Here is a 19711-nt window from a genome sequence, read left to right as displayed (position 1 = left end):
ACGAGCCGGGTTTGCTCCCTCACACCCGTGACTGGACCCGGTGACCATCTCGAACCCCCGTGCTGAACAGCCCCGCTGACGGCACATCACTTTCTGCGGCAGGCGCAACCCGGAACCCCGGATCCTGCCCGCTTCGCCCACTGGGTGTCTTTACCCCCGTCACCCGGCGAAGTCCTGCCCCCGCCCGTCGCCGGCCCACTGTGCGGCCGTTGCCCGACCCGCGGGACCAACTCATGCTCATCGGCGCGTACAGCGCCGTGCCGAGCCCCAGGCGCCGCGCGCTGAAGCCTTCGAAGAGCGCGCGCACCAGCATTTCGTACAAGGAGGAAATCATGACGGAACGAGGACCGTTGGACGGCCGTGTGGCCATCGTGACCGGTGCCGGACGTGGCATCGGCCGGGGCGAGGCCATCGCGCTGGCGGCTGCCGGGGCGAAGGTCGTCGTCAACGACGTCGGTGTGCGGGCTGACGGCCACGGGGCCGCCGAAGGCCCGGCCGACGAGGTGGTCGAGTTCATCCGCGCCCAGGGCGGCGAAGCGGTGGCCAGCTACGAGTCCGTGGCGGACTGGGAGGGCGCGGGCCGGGTGGTCGCCACCGCGGTCGAGCAGTTCGGCCGGCTCGACATCCTGGTCAACAACGCGGGGATCGTCCGGCAGCACAAGATCGAGGAGGTGACGGAGGAGGACTTCGACCTGACCATCGACGTCAACCTCAAGGGCACCTTCGCGATGTGCCGCAGCGCGATCCCGGTGCTGCGGCAGTACGGCGGCGGACGCATCGTCAACACCTGCTCCAACCAGTGGGCGGCGCCGATCGGCAATCCCGAGTACGCCGCCTCCAAGGGCGGCGTGGTGAGCCTGACCTACGAACTGGCCTGGGAACTCAACAGCGACGGCATCACGGTCAACGCCATCGCCCCGTTCGCCCTGACCAGGATGACCGAGGACGCCAAGCAGCGCGACGCCGCGCTCGTGGCCTCCGGGGCCATGAGCGCGCGCCGGGCGAAGGCCAAGGAGGCGCGGGCCGACGCCGGCCTGGTCGCGCCGATCGTCGTCTACCTGGCCTCGGAGGCCGCGGCCGATGTGACCGGCTGTGTCTTCCGGGCCGGCGGCGGCAAGATCGGCATCTACAGCCACCCCGTCGAGACGCGGACGATCTTCCGCGACGAACAGAACGGCCCGTGGTCGCACGACGAACTCGTCGACCTGCTGCCCCGGACCGTGCTCGCCAACGGCAGCAAGGCCCCTCACATCCTGTGAGGCGGACGCACCGCCGGGCCGCTCGCGGACCCTGTCCGAGTGGCCCGGCACGTCCCGCGGCGGCCGGCCCGACGGCCGGCGCGCCGATCGTGACGGCGGCCGTCGGGCCCCCGCACACCCGTAGTTGACGCACGCAGCCGCCGTCCGTGCCGGCCTGCGTGCCGAGCACTGCTCGACCTCATCGGCCTGGACACCGCACAGGCGGTCGCGGGGCCGATGTACGCCGGGTTCAAGGAACCGCTGTACGCGCCCCCGCCCTGCTGCGGCGCACGGTCGCGGCGCGGCGGCTGGGCCGCAGGAGCGGGTGGGGCTTCCACACGTACGGCGGGTGAGCGGTGCCGGCGGTGCGGTGCGCGGCCGGCACCGCGCGCGCCGTCACTGCGTCTCGGGGTCGTCCAGGACGACGCGCAGGACTTCCTCCACGCGGCGGGCGAGGTCGTCGGCGTCGGCCTCGACCAGTGCGGTGTTGCCGATGACCTTCCGCATCAGCCATACCCCGGCGATCACCGACAGGGCCAGCGCTGAGCGCTCTCTCGCGTGTTCGCCGGTGAGCATGCCGGCCAGCTCCCGTTCCACATGGCGCTCGATGCCGTCACGGGCGATCTCGGCGGTGCGCGGGTTGGGCGCGGAACGCAGCATCAGCAGGAACGGACTGAGATGGTCGGCTCCCGGGGCGGTGCGTTCCACGAGCGACCTGGCGATGTCGCGGCTCAGCGTCGCGGGATCGTCCGTGACGACGGTACGCGGGGCGAACGAGGCGTCCACCGTCTCGGCGAACAGCTGTTCCTTGGACCCGAAGTAGCGGTTGACCAGCATCGCCGTGACACCCGCGTCCTTGGCGATGTCCCGCACGCCGGCACCGTCGTAGCCGACGCGGGTGAAGGCCTCCACCGCGGAACGGAGGATCGCCTCCCGGGTCGCCGCGGCGTTGCGCGGCCTCTTGGCCGCGGGAGGACCGGATGGCGACTGAGGCGACTCACTTTCCATGGCCCGCAGTGTAGCCAAACGCGGAATTAGAGTCTACGGCCGTAGACGAACCGGGTGCCGACGACTCGGGCACACCTGAGGCCGCGAAAAGAGGAGCCCCGCGTCCCTCTCGCGCCGCCCTCTTCGCGCGGCTGACGACCTCACGCCCCGCGCCGGCGCCGCGACGGAGCCGTACGCCAGGCCCTCGCGGCCGGCCCGACCCCCCTGGTGGCCGCGCGGCGGTCACCCCCCGAACGGCACCGCCTCCCCGCTCACCTCCCCGAAGAACGGCGATGCGCTCAGGGGTTCTCCGGAGCGGACCGGCCGCCTCGGCGCGCCGCGACCGGGGGCTGCGAGTCGGCCAGGCGCTCCAGAAGCGCCACGAGCGTGGTCAGCTCCTCGCGTTCGCCGCTGGTCAACGTGCCGTCGATCGCGGCGGTGAGCCAGGCCTCCCGCGCCTGGAGCCAGCGCTCGGCCTCCTCCCGCCCGCGCGGGGTGGCCGTGACCAGGATGCGGCGGCCGTCGTCGGGGTCGGGGCTGCGCGTGACCAGGCCGTGCTTCTCCAGCACGGCCAGGGTCTGTGCCATGGACTGCGGGCGCATGTACTCGGCCGCCGCGAGATCGCTCGTCGTGGCGGGCGGTCCGTACACCACGCGGTGCAGAGCGGACAACTGGCTGCGGCTGTAGGGACCGGCGCCCATGCCGGTCTCCGAGCGGATGCGTCCGCGCAGGCGGTCCATGGAACGGACCAGCGCAAGAGCCAGGTCTGCCGAGGGGTTGTCATTCAGCGCCACCCATAAATCGTACAGGTAAACTGCACGTTGCCGGGCTCGGCACTCCTGGACTCCGGCGGGGCGGCGCGGTCTCATCGCCGTAGGAAGCGCGAGATGGCGTCCCGGGCGTGGCACGAGGACACCAATCAGGAGATGAGCCCTCTCTCCAGGTCCTGACGGAGCGCGCCGCCACGGCGGAGACGCAGCCGTCGAAGCGGTCCGTGTGAGCGGCGCACGCACCCAGGTCGAGGACGACGTTCCCCGCTGTCGCTCCGGCCCGTCCGGGCCGGCCGGGCGGCGCGATTCAGCGTGCCCACGCGCCCCCGGCGGGGCGCACCGGCCGGAGCAGGTGCGCCCCTCGGTGTCAGGACACCACCGCCTGCGCGTACGGGACGAGCCGGACGGGACCGGCCAGGCCGTGGTCCTGGCGGGCGGCCGTGCCGAACACGGACGGCTGGGCGACCCGGAGCCGGTTGATGAGCGGGGTCGCCACCTCGATCTCGATGCTGTTGTCGCCGCCGCGCAGGTACGGGCCGACGTCGACGACGGGGTGCAGACGGTCGACCGCGGGCACGGAGGTGCCGTTGACGGTGACACGGACGGTGTCGGAGACCTGACCGAGTTCGAGGACGGCCCCATGGGACGCGGCCCAGTCGTCCGGCAGGGTGACCCCGGTGCGGTAGCGGCCGACGCCCGCGGAGTCGGCCAGTTCGGGGATCTTCGACCAGGGCGCGAGCGCGTCCAGGGTCAGGGTGCGCCGGACGCGCTCGGTACGGGTCGCGGTGGAGCCGGGGTACCAGTCCTCGACCTCCAGTTCCCACGCCGCCGGGGTGATCGGGTCGGGCACGGACGGCAGGGTCGTGGTGACCGTGCGGCCGTCGGACAGGCGGGTGGTGCGGGTGCCCGCCACGCCGGCCCGCACGGTCAGCCCGCGGCCGGTGAACAGCACGTCGTCGGCGTCCGAGGCGACGGCGTGCGGACGGTCGCCGTGGCGGTCGCCGAACAGTCCGGGGCGCCCCAGCGCGATGATCACCGTCTCCCCCGGCTGGAGCTTGACGCGCAGGGTGACGTCGTCGCCGTCCTGGGTGTAGCGGGCGAGGCGCACCGCCCGGCCCGTCCAGGCGTCGAGGAGATACGGCACCGTCGCCCCGCGGCGCCGGGTGCCGCGCAGGGTGACGTCGTGGTCGATCGCGGCCACCGCGGGCTTGACGGTCTCGGCGTGCTTGCCGTTGCACAGGTAGTAGAAGTCCGCGTCGTCGGTGGCCCGGTGGGCGTTGAGGAGGGTGGAGGAGGCGGCGTAGCGGACGTCGGGGGTGACGCCGAGCTTGGCGAGCGCGTCGCCGACGGCGGCCTTGTCGGTGACGTGGACGACGCCTGGCAGGGCGAGCAGCCGGGCCGTCAGCGCGCGCAGTCGGTCGGTCTCCCCGTCGTCGGGCACACCGGGGGTGAGTGCCTGGTCGAAGGCGCCGAACAGGACCATGGGCAGGCCCGCCTCGGCCAGCTCCAGCAGCTTGCGCGCGTCGGTGACGGCGAGGGTCGGGGTGGAGCCGTAGAAGAAGTCGCCCTCGACGAACAGCGCCTTGTAGGCGGGCCCGTCGGGCGCCAGCCGGCCGCCGGAGACGGTGGCGCTCGGCAGGTCCAGCAGCGGGCCGCTGAGGAACTGGTGGGTCCAGCCGAGGGGGATGCCGGTGGCGGTGAACCAGGACGCGCCGATGCCGGTGGCGGTGTAGCCGGTCTGCCGGAAGACGGCGACGTCGGCGCGGGCGGTGCCGGCTTGCAGCACACGGTGCACGCGGCCCAGGTAGCCGGAGATGTCGTCGACGTGACCCCAGGTCGGCTGCCGGGGTCCCCACGCCTCACCATAGCCGGGGGCGCCGTTGTACGGGCTGAAGGCGGCGAACCCGGGCCAGCTCACCTGCGGGGCGGTGGCGTAGGAGAACCCGTGCACGACGGTCTGGTTGACCCCCGCCGCGTAGGCGCCGCCCATCGTCCGCAGGAAGCGGTCCCATGTGGTGCTGTACGCCGTGCCGTTGTACGCGCCCGCCTCACAGGACAGCACCGTGCGCCCGGCCATGTCGCGACCGCCGGCCAGACAGCGGTAGTCGTCGAGGTTCTTGAAGCCGAGGGACTCGCCCTCGGGGATGTCCAGGATCGCCGCCGAGGCGATGGCGTCGGTCTGTAGTCCGTAGGGCTGCGAGCGCAGGGCCATGTCCAGCGAATGCGCCCAGGTCTTGAGGGCGTGCAGGTGGTGACGGTTGAACAGGTCGGAGACGGTCTCCCAGAAGTCGTGCCGGATCTGCCGGGTGACCTGGGCCTCGAAGGCGAAGACCTGGTTGCTCTTGTCGAGGACGACGGCGGGCAGGTACGGCAGCAGGGGGCGTCCCGTGCGCTTCTCGAACGCGTCGGGCAACTGCGCGGTCCAGATGAGGCCTTCGGTCTCCAGTTCCACCGAGTCCTCGAAGAACGCGCCGCCGGCGGCCTTCAGCAGGACCTTCAGCGACGGCGTCAGCAGGGAGTCCCAGTAGTCGGTGACGGCGGCGGTGCCCGCGGGACTGAAGTGGTCGACGGCGTAGGCGGCGGGCGAGGAGTGCGGGCCCGACTCGGGCTGCTGTCCGGAGCCTCGCTGCCAGTAGGAGATCAGGACCCAGTCGCCGTCCGCGGGCGCGGTCCAGGTGAGGGCGCCGCCGGTGACGGTGGCGGTCAGGTCGCGGACGCCGGCCAGGTCGAGGCCGGTCTCCTTGCGCGTGGAGTTCGCGGTGTCGACGCGGGCGGCCTGGACGGTGAGGAGCTGCCGGCGGGTCACGCCGGGGGCGGCCGGGCGCACGGGTTCCGGGACCGGACCCTGGTAGGTGGTTCCGCCGGGGACCGAGGCGCGGCCGTAGGCGAGTTCCTGGGCGGCGGCCACGTCGTCGGGGGTGATGCCGGGTACGGCCACGGGCCAGCTCGGGCCGAGGGTGAGGTCGACGGTGAGGCCGCGTCTCGCGGCGCGGCGCAGGGCGGCCTCGACGCCGTCGAGCCACGGTCTGCTGCCCCAGCCGTGGCGGGCGGTGTCCAGCACCGACTTGTCCTTGATGCTGTGGTGGACGGCCGCGATCTCGACGCCGCCGAAGCCGGCGTCCGCGATCTGGTCGATCTCGCGGGTGATCTCGTCGGGGTCGACGAGGCCGTCCGGCCACCACCAGCGGAACTTGGGGCGCACCGAGCGCGGGGGGTCGGCGAACCAGTCGGCGGCGGGAGCTGATCCGGCGCCTGCGGGAAGTGCGGTCGCGGCGGGCGCCGCGGCGCCGAGGGCGGCCACGGCACCCGCGGCCAGGGAGGTGGCCAGGACCGCGCGCCGCGACATCCCGCCGCGCTGCGAGACGAGTTCATGCATGTGCGCCCCAAAGGGTGAGTCGAGCAAGGGGATCGAAGGACGGTTGAAACGTTTCAATTCGCTGTAAACGCCGGAACGCTAAGCCCCGCGCCGAGGCGGGGTCAAGAGGTCGGCACCGGTGGATCGCGAGGCGGGGTGCGGAACGGGCGCACCCTGACGACCGGCGAAACGGGGGCGCTCGCATCCCGGGGATGCCTCGACGGGCGGGTCGGCAACAGGGACTTCCGGGAACGCGCCGCTCATCTCACGGTGGCGGGGACGGCCGGGGTCGGCAGGCACCGCCGCGACGGCCCCGGCCGGCGTTCCGGCAGGCCACGCGGCATGCGAGGCTGTCAGCGGGCAGACACCCGACACTTCCAGGAGCACGGGGTCCGAGGAGGAACGGGCGTTGTTTTCGGCAGCTTTGAGGGAGAGTCCGTACCCGGCGCCTCCGCGTCGCTGCCGCGGTCGCCTGTACGTCGTGTTCGCGCGGCATCCGCATGACAGTCGCGGGCGACGGGTGCTGGGCCTTCTTCTTGGCCCGGGTCGGCGAGCCGCCCGAGCGCCGGCCGGCCGGGCGGGGTGCCGTCCGGGCGATGCACGCGGATGCCGATGTTCTTCGGCCCAGGCGGCAGGCGGAGGTTGAGCAGCGCGATGAAGGCGAACCCGACCACCGAGGCGCCGTGCGTGTCGACGTAGTCGGCCTCGATCTCGGCGTCCGTGCAGTGCCGCGGCAGACCCTCGATCATCGCCGCGACCTCGGACGACGAACAGCTCTTGAGCTGGGGAGGAGATGCAGACGTTCTTCTTCCGGGGTGTCTGCCGCCGTCCTCGCGCTGGAGCGGCAGCGCTGAAAGGGCTGAACGGGTGCTCTTTGGCAGACCGGACCGGCGCACCGCAGCACGCTCCGAACCAGGCCTGTATCTCTGTCTGGAACGTCACCTGAGGCGATGGAAGGCGAAGAAAGTGGCCTTTGAGCGTAGGAAATTCCTCATGGCCGGCGCCATGGGGGGTGCGGCCGTGCTTCCACAGGGAGTTACGGGAGCGCGGGCGTATGCGACGACGGCTCACGAGGCGAGGTGTCCGGGCGGCCCGACCCCGCACACCCCTCCGCTGAAGAAGTATGTCGACCCGCTTCCCACGCCGTTGACAGCCGTCCCGGATCGTTCCGCCTATCCGGGCGCCGACTACTACGAGATCACGATGCGACAGGGCTCGTGGCGCTTCCACCGGGATCTCGGGCCGGCAACCGTGTGGGGTTACTGGGCCAACAACCCGCACGATCCGCACAATCCGACCGGCATGGGCTACCTCGGGCCGACCATCAGCGCGACGACGGACCGCCCTACGGTCGTCAAATATCGCAACGAGCTGCCGACCACCCACCTGTTCCAGTTCGTGATCGACGCCATCCGCAACGGGTGCGACCAGCTCACCCCGACCCCTCCGCCTCCGTACAAGCCCGTCTTGCCTTTTCCCTCGAATGTCAATGTGTGGAACGTCGTACATCAGCACGGCGGTTTCACAGCGCCACAGTCCGACGGCATGCCGATGCAGTCGTTCAGTCCGGACGGCATCCACGCCGCGGACTACACCACCCTGGACCCGGGCCGGGTCGAACCCAACGAAGCTATCTACGCCTACACCAACCACGACCGTTCGTGCATGCTCTGGTATCACGATCACGGCATGGGGATGACCAGCCTCAACGTCTACGCGGGCCTGGCCGGTCTCTGGCGCGTCGGTGACCCCGCCGACGAGCGGCTCGGACTGCCGCGAGGCGAATTCGAGGTCCCGCTCATCCTTCAGGACCGGACCTTCAACCCGGACGGCTCGCTCGCCTACACCATGACCCTGAGGGAAGGCGAGGACACCCCGGTCGTGAACGGGAAGGCGTACCCCTTCCTGACCGTCGAGCCGCGACGCTACCGGCTGCGTCTTCTCAACGCTTCGAACGAGCGTTTCTGGCGGCTGAGGTTCGAGACTCACCCCAGGAAGGCAGTGCCTGAGGCCCAACTGCCGTTCTGGCTGATCGGCACCGACAGCGGTTTCCGCCCCCCGTTGCAGATGCTGAACTTCCTGATCTCGCCGGCCGAGCGGTACGACCTGATCATCGACTTCAGTCAGGTACGCAGGGGCACGAAGGTCAGACTGGTGAACTACCACGCGCCGGTCCACTACCCCGGCATGCCGGGCGAGGGGCCGGAAATCCGGGAAATCATGGAGTTCCGGGTCACCGAACGACTGTCCGCAGGCGGGGACAGGTCGAGGCCGCCCAAGGAACTCAGGCTGCCGACAGTCGCACCGGTCAAGCCGAAACCGCACACCCGTCGGCGGCAATGGGTCGTGTACCAGCACAAGTTGTTCAGGACCATGACGTTCAACGCGGTGCCGTTCGAGGCGCCGTCCCAGGACTTCATCAAGGAGGGCTCGACCGAGATCTGGGAGTACATCAATCCCAACCACGACGCCCACCCGATGCACGTCCACCTCGTCAACTTCCAGGTGCTGGACAGGCAGCCGATCGACGCGGCGGCCTACCAGGCCGATTACGACAAGTGGATCCACGGTGGCCGCAAACCGAAGGACCTGCCGGTGCTGGAGAACTATTTCACCGGCCCACCGGTACCGCCGGAACCGGACGAAGCACGGTCCAACAAGGACACGTTCAAATCCTATCCGGAGACGGTGACCAGAATCATCATCCAGGAATTCACCCCGCCGACGGCCACGATCGCGCGGATTCCGGGCAGCGGCACCAAGCTCCCGGCGACGTACATCCACCACTGCCACATCCTCGAGCACGAGGACGACGATCTGATGCGCCCGTGGACGATCGTCGGCCACGGCGACCACAGCGGTGGCGGCCATGACGGCGGCCACGGCCACTGACGGGATCGATCGACCCGCGTGTGCAGGTCCGCGCCCGCGAGGGGCCCGGACCTGCACTGACGCCGTGGGCCGACCCTCCCCGGATCCTTGCGCGTGCGCCATAGGTGTTGACTCGCCGGCGGTGACCCGGTGACGAGTGGCATTCCCAGCCGGGTGGGCGTCGACGGGGATGCCCGGCCGGCGGCCGGGTCGGGATGCGCGTCCTGGTCCGGTGGGTCGCGCCGGTTCGGTTGCCTGGCACGTGAGCGGACCGGCACCCGTGAGCTCTCCCCCGAACTGACGTGATCAGGGCGCCTCTGGTCGATCAGGTGTGTGGTTCAGAAGCCGGCGTCCTAGCTGAGTCAGGCTGTGCAGTGCTGTGTTGCGATGCCTGGTGGTCGTGACGAGTCCGGCTTCGCGGAGGATCGTGGCGTGTTCGCTGGCGCTGGACGGGGCGAGCCCGGCGAAAGCGGCGACTTCCTTCGTCGAGCAGCCCGGGTGTTCGGCGATGGTGGTGAGTACGGCGGCTCGTGTGTGTCCGAGCAGCGCGGCGACCGTGTGTGGGGTGCCCGTGGGCGCGAAGGCGGTCAATCGCCGTAGTGGCTGGTCATGGCCGGCCGGGTAGGTGACAGCGGGCTGCGGCTCGGCGTCGTGTTGGATGAGGGGCCGCGTCAGCATCACCGAGGGGACGAGCAGCAGACCTCGGCCCTCCAGGTGCAGGTCGTACGTGGTGCTGTCACCCCGGGTGGCGATCTCCAGCACCGGAGGGTTCCAGCGCATGTCCTCCGGGTTGGCCTGACTGAGGAGATGTTCCACGCCCCCGTGCAGTACCTGCCGTACGCGCACCGACCGGTCGGCCGTGAAGGCGTCGGCCATCGCCGGCCAGTAGGGAGCGAGGAGAACGTCGTAGAGGGCGCTGAGACCATCGCAAAGGCGGCCGAGGAAATCCGGGTCGGCCAGGTGACGCGTCCCCAACGGGGCTTCCGTAGTGGGAAGTATCGTGGTCAGCGCTTTCCGGATCTGACCGGGCGATGTCGCGCGCACCTGCTCGATGAGCTCCGCCGGCCCGCCGGCCCGCGGCGGACCGATGAAGGTCGGTGACCAGCCCACAGGCGGAAGGAAGTCGAGGGCCAGCCGCGCCTCCGCGGACAGGCGTGCGCGTGCGTGCCGACGCCAGCCGCTCAGCCGGGCCGGCTGGTCGGTACGTTGCAGGGCCCTGGCAGCCTGCTTCAGCTCCAGAAGCGGCATGGGTGCGTCGGCCACCTTCGTGCGCGCCAGGTCCTCGGTCGTGAAGTGAATGCGAAAGACCATGCTGACCATGCTTTCCCCTGACGCGGCCCGGCACCGTTCTGATCTTTCCGCTGTGCGGGTTGTTCGGTCCAGAGGGATTCCGGCCCGGACAAAGGACAGGCCCTTGAACGCCGGAGTCGAAATGTCGTGATTCGGTCCCGGCCGAACGACGTCGACCGGCAACTCGCGGGAAGCGCACGATGGTGCCGTACCGAGCCGGAGGACGACCTCCTTCGTAACGGTGAGCCCGTCTTGTCCAGGTGACGCACCGCGAATTCCCGCGTCCGCTCCACAGCCACTGCACGACTACACGTCAAGGAGTTGTGTCATGAAGCGCTCTCTCACCGCGCTTGGCCTCGTCGTCTGCGCCATCTCTTCGGTCCCCGCCCTGGCCTCCGGAGCCTCGGCCGGCCCATCGCCCGCCGGCGTCCCGAAGAGCTCGGCGTTCACGGTCCCCCTGCGGGCCGCGGGGCCCACGGCGAGTCCCGCCGCCGACCAGGTCTGCGCCACAGTGGGCGGCGCGGAGGGGTGTTTCGTGAAGTACGGTGACAAGTTCACCGCCGAGGACACGGCGTCGGACGGTTACTCAGCCGTCGTGTACTGGACCAACTACCTCTGGGACGGTTCCAGTTGGCGGCTTTACCGCACGGGGGGATGCCTCAACAGTTCCGGTGCGGGCACCAAGGCCACCTGCAACTACGACTTCTACGAGAACACCAGCACGAACGCCTACGGCGCCAAGGGAAGTCAGCTGGCCTTCCAGGCCTGCACCTACGACTCCCCCACGGATACCGTCGCGAGTTGCGGAGCCGTGAAGACAGCGGTCAACGACGGCTGATCCACTCGGCTCAGCTGGGGGGTTGGTCTCCGGTGTCGGCGTCGGACGCGGCGCCGGTAGGAGCTGGGCGGGGGAACGGGACGTCACCGTGGGGGATTTCTCGCCTCCCGCTACAGGCCGAGCATGTCCTCTTCGAACAGGCTGCCGACCAGGTCGGCGTGCGCGGTCCGCCAGGCCACGTACTCCACCGCCCACGGCTCCCCGTCCACCCAGGCGGACCGCAGCGCATCATCGAATTCCCAGCTGATGACCTTCTCGTCGCCGGGATGTTCTTCGCCGAGATGCTGAAGCAACACGTTGATCTTCACGCTCGTGGGTGGCGTGCACTGGGTGGCCCACGCGCCGTGGTCGTCCGGGTTGGTGTGATCGCTCATGCCGGTTCAACGACGCCGCAGGCGGCACGGAACGCCTCGGAGTTGTCGCGCAGCCACACACCACGTGATCATTCCGGGGCCGTCGCCGTCCCCTGGAGCGGACTCCGGCGACCTCGGGAGTCCGCCCGCACACTTCGTCCCCGCCGTCGGTGAGGAACGAGTGGCACCATGGCGCACATGTTGAACTACAACCTCGCCGTCTCCGATGCAGACGACGCCGGTGTCCTGTCCGCGCTGGTGGCTGAGGGCGACGAACTCGACGCCCTGGTCAGGGCAGTGGACGACTGGTCCGTACCGACACCGGCACCGGGCTGGACGGTCGCTCACCAGATAGCCCACCTCGCGTGGTCGGACGCGAACGCACTCAGCGCCTTACGTACCCCGGAGGCGTTCGGCGCCGAGCTCAGGCGGGCGGAAGCCGAAGGCACCGGGTACGCGGACAAGGCCGCCGCCGCGGGAGCGGCCAGACCGCGGTCGGTACTCCTGGACGAGTGGCGGGCCGGTCGAGCGGAACTGGCGGCGGCACTGCGCGACACATCATGGGATCACGCGTTCCCCTGGTACATGTCGAAGGTGACGCCGGCGCTGATGGTGCCCCTTCGTCTGATGGAGACCTGGGCACACGGGCAGGACGTCTTCGACGCTGTGGGTGTGGCGCACCGCCCGACGGACCGGCTCCAGCACGTGGCGTCGCTGGGGGTGCTGGGGCGGGCGCTGTCCTTCGCCGCCGTCGGACTGCCCGAGCCGGCGGACCCCTTCCGCGTCGAGCTGACAGCACCTGGCGGACGGACCTGGGTGTGGGGCCCCGAGACCGCCGCGCAACGGGTACAGGGCGGCGCCATGGACTTCTGCCTGTGTGTCACCCGGCGTCGCCCCTGGTCCGAGACCAGCCTGACGGCGACCGGCGAGGACGCTCAGAAGTGGCTGGAGGTGGCGCGCGTCTTCCTCTGAACACGTCGGGGTGCCCTGGTGATGCGAGACGCGTGACGGTGGGGATCCGCCCTTCAGGCACGGCGACGGCCCCCGGAATGGGCACGTGGTGTGTGCCGGCGCGACAACTCCGAGGCCGTCAGCGGCCCATGCTCGGCGTGATCAACTGGCCACCCGGCCGGCTCCCAGGCGTGGTGCCGGCGGCAGCGGCGTGGGCGCCGCCGTCTCCGGTGCGGCGCGGAACGCCTCGATCACATAGGCGGCGAAGCGGCGGGAGGCCGTGATTCGGGCGGCAGGCGGCGTGTCCCGGAGACCCCGGTGGGCCATGAGCATGAGGACGAGGTCGTCGACGACGAAGCCGGGGCGCAGCCGGCCGGTCTCCTGGGCGCGACGGGCCAGCTCGCCGACCGCGTGCACAGTCCGCTCCCGGTCGGCGGCGAAGTCCATGGCCTCGGGGAAGGCCGTCATGAAGGCGTCGGCGAATCCCCGGCTGTGCGCGTGGAGTTCGCAGATCCGCTCGATCAGGCTCCGGAATCCGCGCCACGGGTCGGGGTCCGCGAGGGCGTCGCGGACGGCGGCATGGCAGGCCCGCCGCTGCTCGGCGAAGGTCTCCGCGATCAGTGCCTGCTTGGTCGGGAAGTGCCGGTACAGCGTGGCGGGGCCGACGCCCGCATGCCGGGCGACCTCGCGCATGGGCGCGCTCAGGCCCTCCTCGCCGAACACCGCGCGGGCGGCTTCCAGGATGCGGGCCCGGTTGTCGCGGGCGTCGGAGCGCACGGTCTGAGGCAAATGGCTGGTCATCGTTTCTCACTTTAGCCAAACGGACGGGGGCGTCCGTTACGGTCCGATGACGGTGTCGCCGCCCCGTCCCCGCACGTCGCCGGCGGTGCCCCCGGCTGCGGCGGCCGGCTCGACGCCCACGGCCGCGGCAGCCGCGAGCCGTCCCTCCCCCGACCCGAGGAGCAGAGATGAAGGCCGTTGTGATCAGGGCGTTCGGAGACCCCGATGGCCTGGAGGTCGTCGATGTGCCCGTGCCCGTGCCCGCCCCGGGGCAGGTGCGGATCGTCACGGAGGCGATCGGGGTGGGCGGCGTGGACGCCGTGATCCGCCGGGGAGCGCTCGCCGCCTACGGCTTCCGGGAGGGCCATCTCCTCGGCAGCGAGGTCGCGGGAAGGGTCACCGCGGTGGGAGAGGGGGTGGACGCCTCGTGGATCGGGCGGCGGGTGTGGGCGTTCACCGGTCTGTCCGGTGGGTATGCCGAGCAGGCCGTCGCCGCCGTCGAGGACGTCCTCGCGCTGCCCGACGGCCTGTCCGGCGCCGACGCGGTGACCCTGGGCGGCTCCGGGGTGGTCGCCCACTTCGCCCTGGACCGGGGCCGTTTCACGTCCGGCGAGACGGTGCTCGTGCGCGGTGCGGCGGGCGGCATCGGGATCACGGCGGTCCAGCTCGCGGCCAGGGGCGGCGCGAGCGCGGTGGCGGTGACCACCTCGTCGGTGGAGCGTGGCGCCCGCCTGCGGGACCTGGGCGCGACCCATGTCCTCGACCGCTCCGGCGAGGGCGGCCCGGACGCCCCGGCGGGCTTCGACGTGGTGATCGATGTCGTGGGGGGTCCCCGTCTTCCCCTCTTCCTGGACAAGTTGAACTCCAACGGGCGGTACGTGGCCGTCGGTGTGGTCGGCGGGCAGCCGCCGGCGGATTTCGGCATGCGGTTGATGGACGCCTTCCGCAGGTCGTTGTCGTTCGCCACCTTCAGCTCTGACACGGTGCCCGGCCCCGACCGGCAGGCCGTACGGTCGTCCCAGTTCGCCGATGCCGCGCACGGGGACCTGCGCACGGTCGTGCACGAGGTGCTGCCTCTGGACCAGGCGGTGCCGGCCCACCGCGCGATGGACGCGGGGAAGGTGTTCGGCAGGGTGGTGCTGGTGCCCTGAGCCGGGCAGGCGAGCTTGCGCGGCAGCCGCCTGGTGGTCAGGGTTTCCCGGCACCGGCTACCTCGGGGGTGTCGTCCCGTTCGGGCCCGGAGGTATGTTGCCGCACACGAGATCTGCACGCCAGGGGGAGACCGCATGCAGCACCGATCCACACCGCTTGCCAGGGCTCTGGGGGCGGCGGCCCTGTTGTCGGCGGCTGCCGCATGGGGCACGGCCTCGATCCGGAGCGACACCGGCCCGCGTCTTGACATACTCGTGCCGCTGGCCTTGGCGGCGCTGTCGGCCTTGGGCTGGTTGCTGGCCTCCAGGTCGGCCCCCCTCGTCCAACCGCTTCAGGCGACCGCGCCTGCCCGGGAGGCGATCCCCGGCAACCTGGGTGCGGTGCGCCGCGACTGGGGGCTCGTCGCAGCGGCCTACCTCACGGTCTGGGCCCCGTACGTGGCCGCCTGCGCCGCCGACGAGGGCCGCGAGTCGCTCTTCGGTGCCTTGTACGTCGTGGTCACCTTCCTCCTCGGTGCCGCGCTGTCCGTGTGCAATCTCTCGCTGCTCCAGAGCTACCTCGATCGCTCGCAGCGCATGCTCAAGGAGGACGCCGCCGCGGGCGGCGTGCACGCGGTCCGCGTCCGGTTCGGCGCCCCGGTGCGGGAGACGTACCGGTACCCGACAGGGAAGGGTGTCGGCCAGATCGGCGTCCGAGCCGACTGTTTCATCGAGTTGGTACCCGAGGACGAGACCGGCAGCCGACGGGCCGTCCGGCTCCGGACCACGCACGCCGGTCACAGCGTCATCGTCAGCGAGAAGCACCTCACCCATGCCGCCGCCCGGCTCGTGGGTCACGGCGGCTGGCTGTGCTGGCCGACCCGGTGGCGGGACATCGCGGGCACGGACAAGGAGCGCAAGGTCTCCGCCGCCTTCGTCTCCGACTCCGGCCATGTGGTGTGGGGCGTGACGCACGAGGAGGACCACGCGCACTACCTCCGTGGGGGTGCGGCACCGGTGTGCCAGACCGACACCGCTCTCACCGTCACACCTCTTCCCCGGCCGTCCCGTTACTTCGCCAAGGTGCACGGCTGGCACCTTGGCATCGCGGCGGTCGGCGCCCTCCTGGCCGTACCGTTCCTGCTCGATGTCGTCCCGTACTGGGCCCGTTTGCTGTTGAGTGTGTTCTCGGGGGCCTTGGGGGTCTTCGCTGCGATGACGCTGGACGGAGAGGGCGTGGACAAGGAACCGTGGAGCGCGCGCGAGAGTCTGCATCCGTCGTTGCAGTGAACACGGTCGCTCAGGGGAGGAGTGGTTCCTCGGGGGCGGGGGTCAGGCGGTGGCGGTGGGCAGTTCGGCGATCAGCCGGGTGAGCTCGTCGAGTTCCGGCGCGCTCAGGTCGGTCAGGGGCGGGCGGACGGGGCCCGCGCTGTGCCCGGTGGCGGTCATGCCGGCCTTGACGATGCTGACCGCGTAGCCGGGCTGCCGGTCGCGGATCTCGGTGTAGGGGAGAACGAAGTCCGTCAGCATACGGATGACGGCGTCGTGACGGCGTTCGCGGACGGCGGTGTAGAAGTCGAGGGCGAAGTCGGGCAGGAAGTTGAAGATCGCCGAGGAGTAAGTGGTGACGCCGAGTTCCAGGTAGGGCAGGGCGAACGTCTCGGCGGTGGGCAGGCCGCCGATGTAGGTCAGGCGTTCGCCGAGGCGGGTGTAGATGCGGGTCATGGTGTCGATGTCGCCGACGCCGTCCTTGTAGCCGATCAGGTTGGGGCAGGTCTCGGCGAGGCGGGCGATGGTGTCGGCCGAGTAGACGGCGTTGGCGCGGCTGTAGACGACGACACCGAGGGACGTGGAGCGGCAGACGGCTTCGACGTGGCGGGCCAGGCCTTCCTGGCCGGCCTCGGTGAGGTAGGGCGGGAAGAGGAGGATGCCGTCGGCGCCGGCCCGTTCGGCCGCGGCGGCGAACTCGGTGGCGGTGGTGGTGCCGTAGCCGGCCGGGGCGAGGATGGGGGTGTCGTCGGGGGCGCTGTCCGCGGCTGCGGTGACGACGCGCTCGACCTCGGTGGGGGTGAGGGAGAAGAACTCTCCGGTGCCGCCGGCCGCGAAGAGGCCGCCGACGTCGTACTTGGCCAGCCGGATGATGTTCTCGCGGTAGGCGTCCTCGTCGAAGGACAGGTCGTCCCTGAAGTGGGTCACGGGGAAAGACAGCAGTCCGGAGCCGAGGCGGCTGCGCAGTTCCGCGGGGGTGTAGGACGTCATGGGTGTGCCGCTCCTGAAGGACGCAGGGGTGGGTGGGGTGGGTGGGGTGGGCTGCGGGAGGTGCCGGCCGGAGGTGAAATGGCCGGCGGGGACGGGCGGTGCCGACCGGAGGCCAGGTGGACGGCCGGGACAGGCGGTGCCGGCCGGAGATGAAATGGCCGGCCGGGACGGGTGGTACCGGCGCGGGCAGCGCGGCTGTCCGTTACGCGTGCCGCCCGCGCCGGGACTGGGCGTCGGCCGCAGCCGGAACTCCGCGGCCGACGAGGAGTCCGTCCGTCAGGGGCGGGAGCCCACTTCGTGCGAGGCGATCGTCCAGGCGCGGGCCTGGTCGCTGAGGGTGAAGCCGAGGCCGGGCCGGGAGGAGACGTACATGCGTCCGTCGCGGATCTCCAGGCGCTCGTTGAACAGCGGCTCCAGCCAGTCGAAGTGCTCCACCCACGGTTCGATGGGGTAGGCGGCGGCCAGGTGGAGGTGGATCTCCATGGCGAAGTGGGGGGCGAGCTGGAGCTGGTGGTGCTCGGCGAGGGCGGCGAGCTTGAGGAACTGGGTGATGCCGCCGATGCGGGGGGCGTCGGGCTGGATGATGTCGCAGGCGTTGTGGCGGATCAGCTCGACGTGTTCGGCGACGCTGGCCAGCATTTCGCCGGTGGCGACGGGGGTGTCCAGGGACGAGGCGAGCGCGGCGTGGCCGACCGCGTCGTAGGCGTCGAGGGGTTCCTCGATCCACACGAGGCCGAACTCTTCCATGGCGCGGCCCAGGCGCTGGGCGGTGGGCCGGTCCCACTGCTGGTTGGCGTCGACCATGAGCGGCACGTCGTCGCCGATGTGTTCGCGTACTGCGGTGAGGCGGGCCAGGTCGTACTTGCCGTCCGGGTGCCCGACCTTGATCTTGATGCCGCCGATGCCGTTGCTCAGGGATGCGCCTGCGTTGTCCAGGACTTGTTCGGTGGGGGTGTGCAGGAAGCCGCCGGAGGTGTTGTAGCAGCGCACGGAGTCGCGGTGGGCGCCGAGCAGCTTGGCCAGGGGCAGGCCGGCGCGCTTGGCCTTGAGGTCCCACAGGGCGACGTCGAAGGCGGCTATGGCCTGGGTGGCGAGGCCGCTGCGGCCCACGGAGGCGCCCGCCCACACGAGCTTGGTCCAGATCCTTCCGATGTCGCTGGGGTCCTCGCCGATCAGGTTGTCGGCGATCTCGCGGGCGTGCGCGAACTGGCCGGGGCCGCCGGCGCGCTTGGAGTAGCTGAAGCCGATGCCCTCGTGTCCCTGCTCGGTGACGATCTCGACGAAGAGGAAGGCCACCTCCGTCATCGGCTTCTGACGGCCGGTGAAGACCTTGGCGTCACTGATCGGCGTGGCCAGCGGCAGCGTGACTGAGGACAGGCGCAGCCAGGCGATGCGGTCGAGGGTGGCTTCGCCTGCGGTGGGCGCGGCGTGCGCTGTCGTGTTCGTCGTGGTCACCACTTCGTGTCCCTGGGTTGGCGCGGGTTGGACGGGTGCGGGCCGGATGAGGATTCGCGGCGGCCCGGCGTGCGAACGTGCGGCGGGGGCGGTCGGCCGGGTGGGGGACGTGGTCCGCCCGTGTGCGGCCTGGAGAGGTCCTGGCTGCTACGGGCAGCGTCCGCAGAGGTACTGTCTGCGGCGATCGATCGGGCGATCACGGCCGGGCTGTGCCATGGTGCGTCTCTCCTGTGGCTGCTCTCCGCTGCCGCGGACGGGCGTGCTAGGCGGGAGCGCCGTGTCGGATAGGTCCGACGCTACGGTCGCGATCGATTCACGTCCAACATAAGTTTTGGATGTGGCGATACAAGGAGAGCATCATTGTTCACATTGACGCAGCTGACGTGTTTCGTGGCCGTGGCGGAGGAGCTGCACTTCACGCGGGCTGCGGAGCGCCTGAGCATGACCCAGCCCCCGCTGAGCCGGCAGATCCAGCTCCTGGAGGGCGAGCTGGGAGTGAAGCTGCTGGACCGCACCAACCGGACCGTGCGGCTCACGCCGGCGGGCCGCTCGTTCCTCGCCGAAGCGCGCCGTATCGTGCGCCAGGCCGAGCATGCCGCCCTGGCGGTGCGGCGGGTCTCCACGGGAGAGGCGGGTTCGATCGCCATCGGGTTCACGGCCGCCAGCGCCTACTCCGCCCTCGGTGAGCTGCTGGAAAGCGCCCGTCGCGCGCTGCCGCGGGTGGAGATACTGCTGCACGAGCTCGTCACCCGGGACCAGTTGGAGGCGCTCAGCGAGGGCTCGCTCGACCTCGGGCTCATCCGCCCGTCCGCAGTCGGTCCCGACCTGACCGCACGCACCGCGGTCCGGGAAGGGCTGGTGGCCGCGCTGCCCGCCGACCACGCCCTGGCCGCCGACGACGGACCCATGGAGCTGTCGGCCTTCGACGGCCAGGACTTCCTGATGTACTCCCCGACAGAGGCCCGCTACTTCCACGAGTTGCTGCTCACCACCTTCCGCGGCGCGCAGGTACGGCCGGTGTTCACCCAGTACCTCAGCCAGGTCCACAGCATCCTGGCCCTGGTCAACATCGGCTGGGGCATCGCCCTGGTTCCCGAGGCGGCGGCCGAGATGCGGCCCACCGGAGTCGTGTACCGGCCGCTGCGCCTGCCCGGTCATCCGCGGCCGGTCGAACTGGACTACGTGTGGCGCAAAAGCAACGACAATCCGGCGCTGCACGCCCTGCTCCAGCTCCTGTGACCCGGGGCGCCGGCCGTCGGCGGACATGTGCTCGGCACGTGCCCGTCACAGGGGTGTCATACAAGGAGTGAATTGCAAGCAACAAAATTGGACATGGACGTGAATCGAAAGCGTCTCTACGGTCAACTCAGCCACCGGTTCTGTGGCTCGGACCACACGCGGCAGCGCAGCCGCATCACCTAGGTCTAGGAGACC

The 19711-nt window shown here is 70.8% G+C and carries 16 protein-coding genes and 1 pseudogene; 8 read left to right on the top strand and 9 right to left on the bottom strand.

Translation table 11 applies throughout. The features are described from left to right. The first annotated feature begins 332 nt into the window (after window positions 1-332). Together IE273_RS30335 and IE273_RS43905 are read left to right on the top strand one after the other, a co-directional pair. Complete coding sequence (locus tag IE273_RS30335; RefSeq protein WP_189818358.1) at window positions 333-1259, top strand: SDR family NAD(P)-dependent oxidoreductase; 927 nt, start codon at window positions 333-335, stop codon at window positions 1257-1259. Window positions 1260-1427: 168 nt separating this feature from the next. After that, window positions 1428-1591, top strand: a pseudogene (locus IE273_RS43905) (3-hydroxyacyl-CoA dehydrogenase family protein); the annotation flags it as partial. A gap of 43 nt (window positions 1592-1634) precedes the next feature. Here the strand turns inward: IE273_RS43905 and IE273_RS30330 are convergent. From IE273_RS30330 to IE273_RS45275, 4 genes are all read right to left on the bottom strand, one after another. Further along, a complete protein-coding gene (locus IE273_RS30330) occupies window positions 1635-2246 on the bottom strand; it encodes a TetR/AcrR family transcriptional regulator (protein WP_229887705.1) in 612 nt (203 codons plus the stop codon). A gap of 278 nt (window positions 2247-2524) precedes the next feature. Beyond that, window positions 2525-3019: a MarR family winged helix-turn-helix transcriptional regulator gene (locus IE273_RS30325; RefSeq protein WP_189818357.1), complete on the bottom strand. Its 495-nt coding sequence runs from the start codon at window positions 3017-3019 to the stop codon at window positions 2525-2527. Between the two features lie 343 nt (window positions 3020-3362). Beyond that, the gene (locus IE273_RS30320) at window positions 3363-6371 is read right to left on the bottom strand and encodes a glycosyl hydrolase (RefSeq protein ID WP_189818356.1); all 3009 of its coding nucleotides are present in this window, start codon (window positions 6369-6371) and stop codon (window positions 3363-3365) included. A gap of 332 nt (window positions 6372-6703) precedes the next feature. After that, window positions 6704-7099: a Tn3 family transposase gene (locus IE273_RS45275; protein ID WP_373309415.1), complete on the bottom strand. Its 396-nt coding sequence runs from the start codon at window positions 7097-7099 to the stop codon at window positions 6704-6706. Window positions 7100-7343: 244 nt separating this feature from the next. On the opposite strand from IE273_RS45275, the gene IE273_RS30310 reads away from it, so the two are divergent. After that, on the top strand, window positions 7344-9242 hold the full coding sequence (locus IE273_RS30310; RefSeq protein WP_189818355.1) for a multicopper oxidase family protein: 1899 nt from the start codon (window positions 7344-7346) through the stop codon (window positions 9240-9242). 285 nt (window positions 9243-9527) lie between these two features. Here IE273_RS30310 and IE273_RS30305 read toward each other — a convergent pair whose 3' ends face one another. Then, window positions 9528-10541: a winged helix-turn-helix domain-containing protein gene (locus IE273_RS30305; protein ID WP_229887704.1), complete on the bottom strand. Its 1014-nt coding sequence runs from the start codon at window positions 10539-10541 to the stop codon at window positions 9528-9530. A gap of 298 nt (window positions 10542-10839) precedes the next feature. Here IE273_RS30305 and IE273_RS30300 point away from each other — a divergent pair, with 298 nt between their 5' ends. Next, window positions 10840-11349: a hypothetical protein gene (locus IE273_RS30300; RefSeq protein WP_189818354.1), complete on the top strand. Its 510-nt coding sequence runs from the start codon at window positions 10840-10842 to the stop codon at window positions 11347-11349. 110 nt (window positions 11350-11459) lie between these two features. Here the strand turns inward: IE273_RS30300 and IE273_RS30295 are convergent, their stop codons facing one another. Then, entirely contained in the window at window positions 11460-11723 is a 264-nt protein-coding gene (locus IE273_RS30295; protein ID WP_189818353.1) for a hypothetical protein, read from the bottom strand. Window positions 11724-11891: 168 nt separating this feature from the next. Here IE273_RS30295 and IE273_RS30290 point away from each other — a divergent pair, with 168 nt between their 5' ends. After that, entirely contained in the window at window positions 11892-12674 is a 783-nt protein-coding gene (locus IE273_RS30290; RefSeq protein WP_229887703.1) for a TIGR03084 family metal-binding protein, read from the top strand. 141 nt (window positions 12675-12815) lie between these two features. Here the strand turns inward: IE273_RS30290 and IE273_RS30285 are convergent, their stop codons facing one another. After that, entirely contained in the window at window positions 12816-13454 is a 639-nt protein-coding gene (locus IE273_RS30285) for a TetR/AcrR family transcriptional regulator (protein WP_189818352.1), read from the bottom strand. 167 nt (window positions 13455-13621) lie between these two features. On the opposite strand from IE273_RS30285, the gene IE273_RS30280 reads away from it, so the two are divergent. Both IE273_RS30280 and IE273_RS30275 read left to right on the top strand, forming a co-directional pair. After that, a complete protein-coding gene (locus IE273_RS30280) occupies window positions 13622-14584 on the top strand; it encodes a zinc-binding dehydrogenase (RefSeq protein WP_189818351.1) in 963 nt (320 codons plus the stop codon). 135 nt (window positions 14585-14719) lie between these two features. Beyond that, entirely contained in the window at window positions 14720-15853 is a 1134-nt protein-coding gene (locus IE273_RS30275) for a hypothetical protein (protein WP_189818350.1), read from the top strand. A 42-nt stretch (window positions 15854-15895) separates the two neighbouring features. On the opposite strand, the gene kdgD is transcribed toward IE273_RS30275, so the two are convergent. Both kdgD and IE273_RS30265 read right to left on the bottom strand, forming a co-directional pair. Further along, the gene (gene kdgD, locus IE273_RS30270) at window positions 15896-16822 is read right to left on the bottom strand and encodes a 5-dehydro-4-deoxyglucarate dehydratase (protein WP_189818349.1); all 927 of its coding nucleotides are present in this window, start codon (window positions 16820-16822) and stop codon (window positions 15896-15898) included. A 276-nt stretch (window positions 16823-17098) separates the two neighbouring features. Further along, window positions 17099-18280, bottom strand: a complete 1182-nt coding sequence (locus IE273_RS30265; RefSeq protein ID WP_189818348.1) for an L-talarate/galactarate dehydratase — start codon at window positions 18278-18280, stop codon at window positions 17099-17101. Window positions 18281-18637: 357 nt separating this feature from the next. Here IE273_RS30265 and IE273_RS30260 point away from each other — a divergent pair, with 357 nt between their 5' ends. Beyond that, on the top strand, window positions 18638-19516 hold the full coding sequence (locus IE273_RS30260; RefSeq protein ID WP_189818347.1) for a LysR substrate-binding domain-containing protein: 879 nt from the start codon (window positions 18638-18640) through the stop codon (window positions 19514-19516). Window positions 19517-19711: the final 195 nt, after the last annotated feature.

The sequence above is a fragment of the Streptomyces olivaceoviridis genome, from assembly GCF_014650115.1.
Taxonomy (GTDB): Bacteria; Actinomycetota; Actinomycetes; order Streptomycetales; family Streptomycetaceae; genus Streptomyces; species Streptomyces olivaceoviridis.
The sequence above is the reverse complement of the archived record's forward strand: the minus strand, read 5'-3'. Positions and strand labels throughout refer to the sequence as shown.